This is a genomic window from Acidovorax sp. 93, from assembly GCF_003633835.1.
GTDB classification, from domain to species: domain Bacteria; phylum Pseudomonadota; class Gammaproteobacteria; order Burkholderiales; family Burkholderiaceae_C; genus Acidovorax; species Acidovorax facilis.
The window spans coordinates 85,207-97,119 of sequence record NZ_RBIT01000001.1; the positions used below are offsets into that span (position 1 = coordinate 85,207).

Annotated in this window: 8 protein-coding genes; 5 read left to right on the forward strand and 3 right to left on the reverse strand. The window is 67.3% G+C overall.

Going from position 1 to position 11,913, the window contains the following annotated elements:
* Positions 1 to 36 precede the first annotated feature (36 nt).
* Both C8C93_RS00370 and C8C93_RS00375 read left to right on the forward strand, forming a co-directional pair.
* Positions 37 to 1,356, forward strand: coding sequence for an ATP-binding protein (locus C8C93_RS00370; RefSeq protein WP_121508601.1), 1,320 nt, complete (start codon positions 37 to 39; stop codon positions 1,354 to 1,356).
* 240 nt (positions 1,357 to 1,596) lie between these two features.
* Entirely contained in the window at positions 1,597 to 2,589 is a 993-nt protein-coding gene (locus C8C93_RS00375; RefSeq protein ID WP_121505536.1) for a 2-dehydropantoate 2-reductase, read from the forward strand.
* Here the strand turns inward: C8C93_RS00375 and C8C93_RS00380 are convergent, their stop codons facing one another.
* Positions 2,590 to 3,081: an Lrp/AsnC family transcriptional regulator gene (locus C8C93_RS00380; RefSeq protein ID WP_055394356.1), complete on the reverse strand. Its 492-nt coding sequence runs from the start codon at positions 3,079 to 3,081 to the stop codon at positions 2,590 to 2,592.
* Between the two features lie 89 nt (positions 3,082 to 3,170).
* Here C8C93_RS00380 and C8C93_RS00385 point away from each other — a divergent pair, with 89 nt between their 5' ends.
* Both C8C93_RS00385 and C8C93_RS00390 read left to right on the forward strand, forming a co-directional pair.
* Positions 3,171 to 4,061, forward strand: coding sequence for an EamA family transporter (locus C8C93_RS00385; protein ID WP_121505537.1), 891 nt, complete (start codon positions 3,171 to 3,173; stop codon positions 4,059 to 4,061).
* A gap of 130 nt (positions 4,062 to 4,191) precedes the next feature.
* The gene (locus tag C8C93_RS00390) at positions 4,192 to 4,413 is read left to right on the forward strand and encodes a hypothetical protein (RefSeq protein WP_121420983.1); all 222 of its coding nucleotides are present in this window, start codon (positions 4,192 to 4,194) and stop codon (positions 4,411 to 4,413) included.
* A 38-nt stretch (positions 4,414 to 4,451) separates the two neighbouring features.
* Here C8C93_RS00390 and C8C93_RS00395 read toward each other — a convergent pair whose 3' ends face one another.
* Positions 4,452 to 5,279: a hypothetical protein gene (locus C8C93_RS00395; protein ID WP_121505538.1), complete on the reverse strand. Its 828-nt coding sequence runs from the start codon at positions 5,277 to 5,279 to the stop codon at positions 4,452 to 4,454.
* Between the two features lie 449 nt (positions 5,280 to 5,728).
* On the opposite strand from C8C93_RS00395, the gene C8C93_RS00405 reads away from it, so the two are divergent.
* Positions 5,729 to 6,127 (forward strand): hypothetical protein, encoded by a 399-nt coding sequence (locus C8C93_RS00405; protein WP_233559215.1) that lies wholly within the window; start codon positions 5,729 to 5,731, stop codon positions 6,125 to 6,127.
* Between the two features lie 93 nt (positions 6,128 to 6,220).
* On the opposite strand, the gene C8C93_RS00410 is transcribed toward C8C93_RS00405, so the two are convergent.
* Positions 6,221 to 11,749 carry a DNA repair ATPase gene (locus C8C93_RS00410; RefSeq protein WP_121505539.1) on the reverse strand — a complete coding sequence of 1,843 codons (5,529 nt, stop codon included), beginning with the start codon at positions 11,747 to 11,749 and terminating at the stop codon, positions 6,221 to 6,223.
* Between the last annotated feature and the right edge of the window lie 164 nt (positions 11,750 to 11,913).

Below are 11,913 nucleotides of genomic sequence, written 5' to 3' on the forward strand. Positions count from 1 at the left end.
GTGCCAACTACCTCCTGGCGCAGCGCGCTGCAGTCCATGCTCCCGCGCTCGCTGCGCATGCGTCTGCTGGTGTTCCTGCTGGCCGCCATCGTGCTGGCCGGCGCAGTGCAGGGCGCATTGGCCTACCGGGGTGCGCTGGACGAGGCCGATGCGCTGTTCGACTACCACATGCAGCAAACCGCACTGGCCTTGCGCTCGGGCCTGCCGGTGGATGCGCAAGGGCTGGGAAGGGGCCTGGACCCCGAGGACGAAAACCACGAATTCATCGTGCAGGTGTGGACCAACGAAGGCCTGCGCATTTTTGAATCCGCCGTGGGCGCGGCCCTGCCGCAGATCGCCGTGCTGGGCTTTGCCAACGTACAGGCGCGCGGCGGCACCTACCGGGTGTTTTCGATGCAGACGCGTTCGCAGGTGATCCAGGTGGCGCAGAACATGGCCGCGCGGCGCGACATGGCCCGCAGCCTGGCGCTGCGCACGCTGGCGCCGCTGGCCATCATGGCTCCGCTGCTGGTGCTGGCCGTGTGGTGGGGTGTGAGCCGGTCGCTGGCCCCGGTGGAGCGCGTGCGCCGCCAGTTGGCGCAGCGCCAGGCGGATGACCTCTCGCCCGTGAGCGATGCGCAACTGCCCGACGAAGTGCAGCCGCTGGTCAGTGAACTCAACCTGCTGTTCGAGCGCGTGCAGCGCGCCTTTGACGCGCAGGAGCATTTTGTGGCCGATGCCGCGCACGAACTGCGCTCGCCCCTGGCCGCGCTGCGCCTGCAGCTGCAGGGCCTGCAGCGCGCGGGCGATGATGCCGCGCGTGCCGTCGCCATCGAACGCCTGTCGGCCGGCATCGACCGCGCCACGCGCCTGGTGGAGCAATTGCTCACCCTGGCCCGGCAAGAGGCCAGCACCGCCACCACCGAACCCGTGGACCTGCACGCCGTGGCGCAGCTGGCCCTGGCCGACGTGGCCCCCGCCGCGCAGGCGCGCAGCATGGATGTAGGCCTGCTTCACTCCGACGCCGCCAACGTGCCCGTGACCGTGCGTGGTGATGCCGAAGCCCTGCGCATGCTGGCGCGCAATCTGCTGGACAACGCCATCAAGTACACCCTGCCCGGCGGCCGGGTGGACCTGCGGGTGCGCCGCGAGGGTGATGCTGCCGTGCTCACGGTGGAAGACAGCGGCCCCGGCATCGCCCCCGAGCACCGCGAGCGCGTGATGCAGCGTTTTGTGCGCGAAACCTCGGAAGGCGCCCCGGGCAGCGGCCTGGGCCTGGCCATCGTGCAGGCCATTGCGCAAGGCCATGGCGCCACGGTGCAACTCAGCGCTTCGCCGCGTCTGGGGGGGCTGCTGGTGACGGTGCGGTTTGGCTGAGGGCTGCTGGTGGAAGGCCCGTTGGGCGCAGGTGGTGGTGGTGACGATGCTTCTATTTTGATAGCTATTGGCGCTTGATGAATAAGCGCCAGAGGCCAAAAAATCCCAAAATATGAAGGCTGCAGGTGTCAGCAGGTACCGTCGCCTCTGCGCCAGGCTGCAAGAGCGCGCCGCCGCACAATGCGCAGGCGCGGCACCCATCCCTGTGCACTGTCTTCCGTTGATCAACAAAGCACTCGCATGCACTTCATCGTTCTCGGCGCAGGCGCCATTGGTTGTTATGTGGGTGGGCGCCTGGCCGCCCACGGCCAGCCGGTCTGCCTGGTGGGCCGTCCGCATGCGCTGGAGCCCATCGCGTTGCACGGCCTCAAAGTCACGGACCTCGACGGCTTTGACCGTACCGCGCCCGTGTCTGCGCTGCAACTGGCACACACACTGGCCGACGCGGCGCCGGGCCCGGACAGCATCATCCTGCTGTGCGTCAAAAGCGGCGCCACCGAATCCGCTGCGCGCGAACTGGCCGACGCCTGTGCGCCGGGAACGCCCGTCATCTCGCTGCAAAACGGCGTGGACAACGTGGCCCGTGTCACAGCCCGGGCGCCAGGCCTGAGTGTTCTGGCGGGCATGGTGCCTTACAACGTGGTGCTGCGCGGCGCCCAGGTGCACCGTGCCACCGCGGGCCATTTGCAACTGCAGCGTGATGCCGTCACCGAACGCATCGCGCCGGTCTTCAACGCTGCAGGCCTGGCCACCGTGTTGCCCGCCGACATCCGTGCGGTGCAGTGGGGCAAGCTGCTGCTCAACCTCAACAACCCGGTCAATGCGCTGTCCGACCTGCCTCTGCGGCAAGAGCTGCTCGACCGCGACTGCCGCCGCGTCTTTGCTGCCCTGCAAACCGAGGCGCTGCGTGTGATGGCGCGCGCAGGCATCGCACCCGCCCAGGTCACAGCCGTGTCGCCCACGCTCCTGCCCCATGTGCTGCGCCTGCCCAACTGGCTCTTCACCCGGCTGGCAAAACGCATGCTGCAGATCGACGCCAAGGCGCGCTCATCGATGTGGGACGACCTGGAAGCCGGGCGTGTGACCGAGATTGATGCACTCAGCGGGGCTGTGGTGAGGCTGGCGGCTCAGCAGGGCATGGAGGCGCCGCTGAATGCGCGCATGTGCGAGCTGCTGGGCGGCCCGCGCCAGCGCCTCACGGGCGCGCAGATGCGCAGGGCGTTGGGGCTGTAGTCAGGCAGTTGGAAGCGCGTGGTCCAGCGGCACACGCAGCCCGGTCTTCAGGCTGGCCAGTGCGACCGACGTTCTGAACCGCTTGATGTTGTCATCCCCCTCAAACAGCCGCTGCGTCAGCCCCTCGTAGTCTTCCATCGATGCCACGTTCACCACCAGCAGGTAGTCCGCCTCGCCCGTCACGCTGTAGCACTGCTGCACCGCGTCTTCGCTGGCAATGCGCGCGCGCAGCGGGGCGGTGCGGTCGGGGCGCTCGTTTTCCAGGTGCACCTCCAGCACGATGGTCAGCGGTTTGCCCACTTTCACCGGGTCCAGCACGGCCACGTTGGCGCGGATCACGCCGCTGTCTTTCAGCCGCTGGATGCGCCGCTGCACAGCGGGTGCCGAGAGGTTGACCGCCTGCGCAATCACGCGCTGGGGTGTGGTGTTGTCGGTCTGCAGGATGTCCAGGATGGCGATGTCAAAGCGGTCGAGTGCTGGGGTGGCGGGCATGGGGCGCCTCGTGGTGGTGAGCGAAAGTTGCACGCGGGCCCTGAAAATCGAGCAAAAAGCACGCATGGGTCACACTATATTTTCAACCCATGAGCGCTTCCCTTCTGCACCGTTTTTTCCCATTTCTCGCCGTCCTGGGCTCCGTCACCGCGTTGGGCATTGGTACCTCCTGGGCCAAGCACTGGCTGTTTCCGGTGGTGGGGGCGCAGGGCACCACTGCCGTGCGCGTGGGCTTTTCGGCGTTGCTGGTGCTGTTGCTGTGGCGGCCGTGGCGCTGGCATCTGTCGCGGGCTGATGCGCGTGCCGTCATGTTGTACGGCGCGGCGCTGGGGGGCATGAACCTTATGTTCTACATGTCGCTGCGCACCCTGCCGTTTGGGCTGGCGGTGGCCATCGAGTTCTCAGGGCCGCTGGCGGTGGCGATCTGGTCTTCGCGGCGCGCCGTGGATTTTGTGTGGGTGGCGCTGGCCATGGCCGGGTTGGGCATGCTGCTGCCGCTGGGTTTGAACGGCAGCACGCTGGACCTCGTGGGAGTTTTGTATGCCCTAGGCGCGGCGGTGTTCTGGGCGCTGTACATCGTGTTCGGCAAGCGCGCCGGGCACCTGCACGCCGGGCACACGGTGTCGCTGGGCCTCCTGGTGGCGGCGCTGGTGGTGGTGCCGGTGGGCGTGGTGCATGCGGGCGCTGCGCTGCTGTCGCCGACCGTGCTGCTCATCGGGCTGGCGGTGGCGGCAGTGTCCAGCGCCCTTCCGATCTCGCTGGAGATGATGGCCTTGAAGCGCCTGCCCAAGGAGGCCTTCGGCATCATGATCAGCATGGAGCCTGCGGTGGCTGCCGTGCTGGCCTTGCTGCTGCTGGGCGAGCATCTGAGCGTCATCCAGTGGCTGGCCATTGGCTGCATCGTGGCGGCGTCCATGGGCAGTGCGATGACTGCTGGTCGGCCCTCTGGCGCCGACCGCGCAGCGCCTCAGGCGGCCTGAAATCGCGCACCGCCTGGGCATGTCCAGACCTCCGGGATGGCCGTCACGCTGACACCCGGCCGTCGGCAAAGGATGACACGCACAGAGCGTGCTCCGTGGCCAGAATGGGTCTATCTCACAGGAGCCGCCCATGATGCGCACTTCGCCGTTGCCACAATCCAAGGTCGCTGAGGCTGAACGCAAGGTCAGCGCCATCCTGGCCGACCTGGAAGAAACGACCCATTCAGAGGTCAAGGACATCGCTTTGGAAGACGTGGTGGAAACCGACGCCGCTAGCGGCCAGCCAGCCGTGCACCAGAGCGTCGACATCACCGTACAGCCGCGCGCGCAGCGCAAGTGGCTCACCAAATAACGCAAAAGCCCGAGGCCCTTGGCTGGGCTGCCAGCCGGTCAACCGGCGGTAGGTCGGCCGCCTTGGCGCAGCTGCAACACCCGCGCAATGAGGTTGGCATACCCTTCGTCTGCCTGCGCCAGCAGCGGCAAACCTGTCTCGCGCACGGCATGGTCCACCGCGTCGGTCCATGCGGGCGTACCGGGCGCCGCCTGTGCGCTGGCCATGGCACCCAACACCAGTTCTTGCCCCCAGAAGTACACCTGGTCAGCGTGCACGTTGGCCTGCATGCGCTGCACCTCCGCCAAGGTTTGTGGCTCCGCCAGGTACAGCCAGATGTCTGCATACAGGAAGTCAACGGGCGCGCCCTGGGGTTGCCACTGCAGCGCGTCGGCCTGCACCAGCTCTACCTTGCGCGCTGCAGACTCCGGCAGCCCCTCCAGCACGCGGCAACGGCCAAACAGCTCCAGCACATCCCCATCCCGCTCCACCACGGTCACGCGCTCCACCGTGGGCTGCAGCGCGATGTTGGCCGCCACCCAGCCCATGCCCAGGCCCATCACGACCGTGTGGCCCCGCGCATGGCGGCAGGCCAGTTCCTGGCTTTCCACTTCCATCGGCGACAGCGACATCCAGGTTTCCCACCCGCCCGCAGCGCTCTGGCGCATCAGCACTGTCGAGCCCGAGGTGACACACGGGCCGCTGTGGTAACCACGGTCCAGCCCCACCCCAGTGCGCTTCATCTGCCACGGCCCCACGGCCCCATCGGGGTATTGCGGCATGTGCCAGTGCGGGGAAAAAACGGGAATCCCCAGCGCCTGTGCCAGTGCGCTGGCGGAGGGCTGTGGGGCAAAGGGAAGGATGGAGGGGGAAGGGGATGCCGACATGGGGTGATCTTAGAACCTGTTCAAGCTCTTTTCGGGGATCGCATTGGAGTGCAATCGGGATGAGTGGATGCAACGGATGCGCCGCATGGGCTTGTGCCCATGCAAGCAGCCGGGGCTTCCAATCGCCCGATTTCACTCTAACCCTTCGGGCAAGTGCCTTGCCGGGCGGTCTGCAGCGTTGCGGCGCTTGCCAATAGCCGAGCTATTGGCTACGCACCGCGCCTTGCATCCTATCCCGGCAAGGTACTTGTGCGACCCCGAAAAGAGCTTGAACAGGTTCTTAGGTGGGCAAGTGGCGTATTGACTTGAGAAAGTGCGCATCTGCCGGGGCACCGGGCATTGTCCGACAGCCTCACGGTCTGCAGGATGGCGCACACGGCGCTGAGTGGACCCTAAAAGAGAGGGAGATGAAACTGTTTTGTTTTGTCACCCCCTTCCAGGAGACGCACATGCATCCATCCACACTCCCTCATCCGGCCACCCCACCGGTGGATGAAGACTTGGCCGACCAAGCCCGCCCCGGCTACGGCATCCCGTCGCAAGACCCGCGACCTGGCGCCCAGACCGCCCTGGAGCCCGAAGACGCAGAGCGCGAGGCCCATTCCGTGCTGGTGGGCGGCGGCATGATGGCGGGCGCGGCTGCCGGTGCGGCCGTGGGCGTTGCAGTCGCTGGTCCGGTCGGCGTGGTCGTCGGAGGCACCTTGGGCGGCATTGCGGGTGCCTTGGGCGGCGCGGCAGCGGGTACGGCGGTCAATACCGAAGAGGCTGGTGAGGTCCCCGACCCTACCGTTAAAAACGCTGAGCACCCGGTCGCTGCAAAAGGCGGGCGGGGTGATCCGTCTGCCTGATCCGCCTGCGGCTGTGTCCCTCGCGAATGCAAAGCGGCAACCCAATGCGACTGCTGGCGGCAAGTGCGGTCCCGCGAGCGAGTTCGGTCGCCGTTACGCCTTCGGCGCACGCTCGCGCAGGTTGTCGATCATGTTCTCCAGCCGTTCGACCTCCTGGTGCATCTTGGCGTCTGTGCCCACCCGTGCTTCCACGGCCCGCACCAGCGGCATGATGAGCTGGCGGTAGGTGACTGACAGGGACAGCAGCGCATCCACCATGCGCTGGTTCTGTGCCTGGTCGCTGTGGCTGTGCAGGGTCTGGGTGCTGGCCTGCAGGGCTTGCAGGGCCTGAGCAGTCGCTTCCAGGCTGGCGCGCATCTGGGCCTGCGTCTGCGTCGTTCCCGATTGCAGATGCTGGGCCATCTCCGCCAGGGCGGCCAGCGAAGGTTCGATGCGTGAGAGCGTGGCCGCCTGGGCCTGGGCCAGCTGCTCGGAGACCTTGCGGGGCTGCAGCGCTTCCACGCTGCGGGCAATGTCCAGCAGCCCGCGTGTTACGCGCACGCTGGGGTCGTCTTCGGCGCCGCCCATCTTGCGCTGGCGCTGGTAGTCGCCCCGGATCTGGTCCCAGCGCTCCTGCTCTTGGGGCGTGGGGCGGCCTATCAGCTGCGCCAGCTGCAGCAGGTTTTCTTCGGCGCCGGTGGTCAGCGTTTGCGCCTCTCCCCGGTAGTGGTCGCGCAGCAGCGCGTCCAGCTCATCGTCCTGCATCAGCGGCGTGACCTGCGGCGCCAGGCGCGACATGTTGCGGTAACTGCCCTGCAGGCGGAAGGGGGGAGCCTCGCGGTAGCGGTCGTCCTGCGCGGCCGAGGCGATGTAGGCCAGGTTCACCTTCAGCAGCACATCGCGCACCTTGAACAGGCGCTGCAGCAGGCCCTTGAGCTCCTGCAGCTCCACCGCGCTGTAGGGGTGGGCGAAGCTGTTGGTGTCGATGGCTTCTCCCTGCGCCATGTGCACCAGCAGGTGCACGTCCTGCGGTTCGCGTGCGGCTAAGGGCTGGGTCACGGGGTGGGCGGTCAGGCTGTTTTCGATGTACGACAGCGCAAACACGGCCTCGCGGCCCGAGAGCACGTCGCCCAGGTTGTAGATGTCGGCCCGGTTGGCCAGCATGTCGGGGATGCGGAACACGTCGCCGGACTCGGTGTACGGGTTGCCCGCCATCACGATGGCAAAGCGCTTGCCGCGCATGTCCCAGGTGCGGGGCTGGCCCTGCCACACGCCTTCGATGCGGCGGGTGCCGTCGGCCAGGGCGATGAACTTTTGCAGAAACTCGGGGTGCGTGTGCTGGATGTCGTCCAGGTACAGCATCACGTTGCTGCCCATGGCCAGGCCCAGGTTGAGCTTTTCCAGCTCTTGCCGGGCGGCGCTGTTGGGCGCGGTGCTGGGGTCGATGCTGGTCACGCCGTGGCCCAGGGCGGGGCAGTTGATGCGCACAAACACCAGGCCCAGGCGGTTGGCCACATATTCCATCAGCGTGGTCTTGCCGTAGCCGGGCGGCGAGATCAGCAGCAGCATGCCCATGCGGTCGGTGCGTGCGTTGTCGCCTGCGGCGCCCAACTGCTTGGCTAAGTTGTTGCCCACCAGCGGCAGGTACACCTCGTCGATGAGTCGGTTGCGCACAAAGGTGGCCAGCGGCTTGGCCTGGAACTGCGCCAGATGCAGGCGCGCTTTTTCTTGCACGAGCAGCTCGTGCCGCAGGGCCTGCAGCTGCGTGAAGCCCTGCACCGCGTGGCTGCGGTGGTGGCGCACGCGGCGGCGGAAGTCATTGAGGTTGAACGCCAGCGCGCCGTGCTGGATGCGCGCGTGTTCGCTGCGCAGCCCGGCCACCTGCGCGTCCAGCGTGGTATTGATGCGGCGGCGTGCACCCTGAAAGGTGAGCGCCGTGGCAGCGTCGTCAATCCAGGCCAGGCCCGGTGCGGCGCCATCGGCCGTGGCTTGTGTGGCTGCAAACGCGCGCAGCCAGCCACGCGCCAGGCGCCAGCGCTCCAGCGGCTCTGCTGCGGCCAGATCGCGCTGCCAGGCGCTGGCCAGGCCGCCATGGTCCAGCGCGCGCTGCAGGGCTTGCACCAGGTCGGCGCCGGTGTTGCTGATGACCCACTGGGGTGTAACGGGCGACAGCTCGGCGGTACCGATCTCGGTCTGCGCCAGCTCGCGCACCAGATACGCACCGGCTTCTTCCACCAGGGTGCGCAGCAGGGCCTCGTCGCTTGCACCTTCCGAGTTGCCGGTGCTCAGTGCATGGGCCAGTTCGGGCAGCCATTCCGCGGTCAGCACGGGGTGCTGCTCCACAAACTGGCGCAGGCCCTGCGCAGCTTCGGCCTCCAGCGTGTCGCGCAGGTGGGTCTTTGAAAACAGCTGGGCAATGTGCTGCGCGCTGCGTGCGCGGCGCGCCAGGGAGTGGCGGCTTTCCTCGCGCAGGCCCAGGTGCCAGTAGAGCTTGGCCAGCGCACGCTCGGCCGGGCCGTAGACCAGCAGCCCGGCCGCATCCTGGATGGGTGCCAGCACGCGCACGATGGCCAGGGCATCGTCGTCGTGGATGCCGCGCTGGTAGCCCTCCTGGTAGCGGCTGGCGGCAAAGCGGCGCAGCGAATCCAGCAGCACGGCGGGCGGGGCGGTGGGCTCGGTGCCATCGGTGCTGGCGTGCTCGGCCAGCTGCACCAGCAACTCGCTCCAGCCGGGCTCGGCCTCGCCGCGCTGCAGGGCGTCCAGCCATTCGGCGGCCAGGTATTCGGCACGCGCAAGCTGCGGTGTTTCGGACACTAGCGCCTGTTGCCAGAAGGGGCGCAGGGCCTCCAGACGGTCGTGGTGCGCCGGGGTCAGGTAGTCGGTGCCGGTGATCTGCCAGGCCAGGCCATCGCCGTGTGCGACGAGGGTGAGGTCCAGCGGCTGTTTGTTGATGGTGAAGGTGTGGCTGCCCAGCTTCAGGCCGCCTTCTGTGCCGGCAGACAGGTCACGCTGGTCGCGCACCGCACGCACGGCCTGGTCGCGTGCGGTTTTCAGGCGCGTGTCGATATCGTCCGCCGCTACGGCCGCGCCCAGGCGGCGCAGCTCGGCCACCTGCTCGCGCAGCTTGGCCAGCATGGGGTCGGACGCAAAATAGCTGTGCACCTGGGCCAGCTCGTTGAAACCGGCGATGCGGCGCGGCACACCATCCAGCACGCGTGTGGCCGCATCGGCCAGCGCCTTGGCACGGCGCTGTTGCGCATCCACCAGGCTCTGGCGGCGTGCCGACAGGGCCTCGTACACGCTCTCGCGCTGGGTGGCGATGTCGGCCAGAAACTCTTCCTGCTCGGCAAAGCGGCCTTCGATGTCTTCCAGCTGCGCGAGCAGGCGGGTCAGCGCTTCGTCGCACTTTTCGGGCGTGTCCGACAGTTCCAGCGCGTTCTCCACGGCCTGGCCAAACAGCTTGAACTGCGCGCCAAACTCGGCACGTTGCTCGGCCGCACCCAGGTTACGTCGGCGTGCGCGGGCATCGGCGCGCAGGCGGTTGATGTCGGCGTACAGCAGCGCAATGCGGTCGAGGATGGTGGTGCGCTGTACCGCATCGCCGCCGGGCAGGCTGCCCAGTTGTTCGCTGAGCAAATCGAGGCTCGCGGCTTCGGTGTCCAGCGTGGCCAGGTGTTCGGCCAGCAGCCCCGCCGTCGTTGCCTGGGGCAGGGAGGCGGCCACCTTGGTCAGGGCCTGGCGCTGGCCGTCAAAGGCTTTTTCGTCGGACAGGAACTGCAGCGCCCGCTCGCCCACACGCTGCTGTTCGGCCGTGAGTTGCGCGGCCATGGCATCAATGGTGGCCAGATCGGCATAGCGCAGCTCGCGCAGCAGGTGCAGCTCGCCCTGGCGCTGGCGCAGGCGGTTCAATGCCTGCACAAAGTCACTGGGGCTGCGCCAGAGCTGGCTGGCAATGGCGGTCATCAGCTCGCGCTGCTGGCCTTCGGCCTTTTGCAGCGCGCGGCTGGTGTCCTGGCGGATGCTCTCCACCTTTTCAAACTCGCCCAGCGTGGCCTGCGCGGCCTGCTCGATGCCGCCCAGGTCGGCGGCGGCGTTCTGCACCTCTCCCGCATCCAGCCAGAAGTAGGCGTCGCGTGCGCGCTGGCACTGGCGGATCAGGTCTTCGTACGCGGTGCGCGTGGGCACCTGTTCGCGCACCATGCGGGCAATGCCCAGCAGGTCCGAGATGCCGCGCACCAGGTCGGCATTGCCCACACGCCCGAAGAAGCCCGTGCCTGCGGGCTGGCGGCTGGCGTGTTCTTCGGTTGCAAACGGGGTGCGCCACAGCTGCATGGGGTGCACGCGCGTCGCCTCGCCCCGCGCGGCCTGGAACACCAGCATGCGGCCGTCGGGGAAGGTGCTGTACCCGTCCGCCAGGATGGGCGGCGCGAGGGATTTTTCGATGAGGTTGTAGGTGAATATGGCGTAGCAGCCCGCATCCAGCGTGGCCGGGCTGCCCTGCGGCGGGGGCACGGTGCCGTAGAAGATGTAGGCCACGTCCTCGCCGTTGGGCGAGCGCTTCATGCGCGTAAAGCGCAGCTGCTCGGTCAGCTCGGGTGGCAGGTCAAAGCGCTTGGTCTCCCCCGATTGCAGGTAGTACCCACCGGGGAAGATGATGCCGTGGTCCTCCGGCAGCTGCATGCACGACGCGCCAACCGCGTCGATGCGCACCACCTGCTGCGTGCGCTGGTTGAACACCAGGTAGCGCGTGGTGCTTTCGCGGTAGGGGCGCACCTGCAGCAGGATCAGCAGGCCCAGCTTGGCATACGCAAACTCGGCATCGCCCAGCGCCTGGTTGGCGTCGTCCACCGGTTCTTCGTAGATGCCAAGACCGGTTTCGGTGTTGTTCTCGACCTTGACGGTGAGCGTGCCGCCCACGGTTTCGACAAACACTGTGTCCAGCACGTTGATGTGCGGGTGGGCGCCGCCTACATGGTGTTCACGCGTCAGCGGCGTCCAGCTGAAGTCGTGGCTGGGTGGCGGCGTCAGGTCACGCTCGCCCCGGTTGTCCACGTATTTCAGCGAGCCATCGCTCTCGCGCCGCCAGCGGAACACGCGGATGTCTTGCGCCTGTTGCCCGATCTGGAAGGCCGCCAGCAGAAACTCGGGCGTGGGCCGCAGCAGTTGCAGCGTCGCCTGCTTGTAGTAGGTATACAGCTCGTTGAAGTCGGCCACAAAGCGTGGGTCGTCCAGAAAACTGCCTGCGATGGGCACCTGCACAAGCTCATCGCTCTCGGGCGCGCCCACCCCTTCAATACTCGCATCGTGGTGCGCCAGCTCGTACAGCGCAAACACGTCCTCCACCCGCGTCTCGCGCTTGAGGCCCATGAACACGTTGTAGCCAAACAGCAGCCGGTTGCCGCCGATGTAGGCCAGGTCGCGCGCCACGCAATTGTGCTCGGTGCGCGCACGCAGCCGCATCAGCAGCTGCTGGTCACGCTGGCCGAACTGTTCAATGCGTGCCGCATTGAGCGCCTGGGCCTTGGACAGCAGCTGGTCGCCCTGGGCTTCCAGGCGCTTTTTCAGCAGCTCGTAGCTGCTACTTTCGGCCACGCTGGTGTCGATGGCGTTCCTGGGGTCTGTAGGGGGGGCGTGATCGGTCATGGGCCGTTTCAGTTAACTTGACGGACTGGGCGCCTCAGGCGGCAGAAGGCGCTACCCTCGCTCACCCACAGAAACCATGCAGCAGCCTTTTCGCAAGGTCTGTGTAATCTGGGGCGGTGAGGGTGCTTCAAAATCAGGAGCGGCTGGCGCTTTTTCTTGTTCGG

What these genes read in the sequence shown, in the direction of transcription:
- C8C93_RS00370 (WP_121508601.1), top strand. Translation starts at nt 37, where the DNA reads ATGCTCCCGCGCTCGCTGCGCATGCGTCTGCTGGTGTTCCTGCTGGCC.
- C8C93_RS00375 (WP_121505536.1), top strand. Translation starts at nt 1,597, where the DNA reads ATGCACTTCATCGTTCTCGGCGCAGGCGCCATTGGTTGTTATGTGGGT.
- C8C93_RS00380 (WP_055394356.1), bottom strand. Translation starts at nt 3,081, where the DNA reads ATGCCCGCCACCCCAGCACTCGACCGCTTTGACATCGCCATCCTGGAC.
- C8C93_RS00385 (WP_121505537.1), top strand. Translation starts at nt 3,171, where the DNA reads ATGAGCGCTTCCCTTCTGCACCGTTTTTTCCCATTTCTCGCCGTCCTG.
- C8C93_RS00390 (WP_121420983.1), top strand. Translation starts at nt 4,192, where the DNA reads ATGATGCGCACTTCGCCGTTGCCACAATCCAAGGTCGCTGAGGCTGAA.
- C8C93_RS00395 (WP_121505538.1), bottom strand. Translation starts at nt 5,279, where the DNA reads ATGTCGGCATCCCCTTCCCCCTCCATCCTTCCCTTTGCCCCACAGCCC.
- C8C93_RS00405 (WP_233559215.1), top strand. Translation starts at nt 5,729, where the DNA reads ATGCATCCATCCACACTCCCTCATCCGGCCACCCCACCGGTGGATGAA.
- C8C93_RS00410 (WP_121505539.1), bottom strand. Translation starts at nt 11,749, where the DNA reads ATGACCGATCACGCCCCCCCTACAGACCCCAGGAACGCCATCGACACC.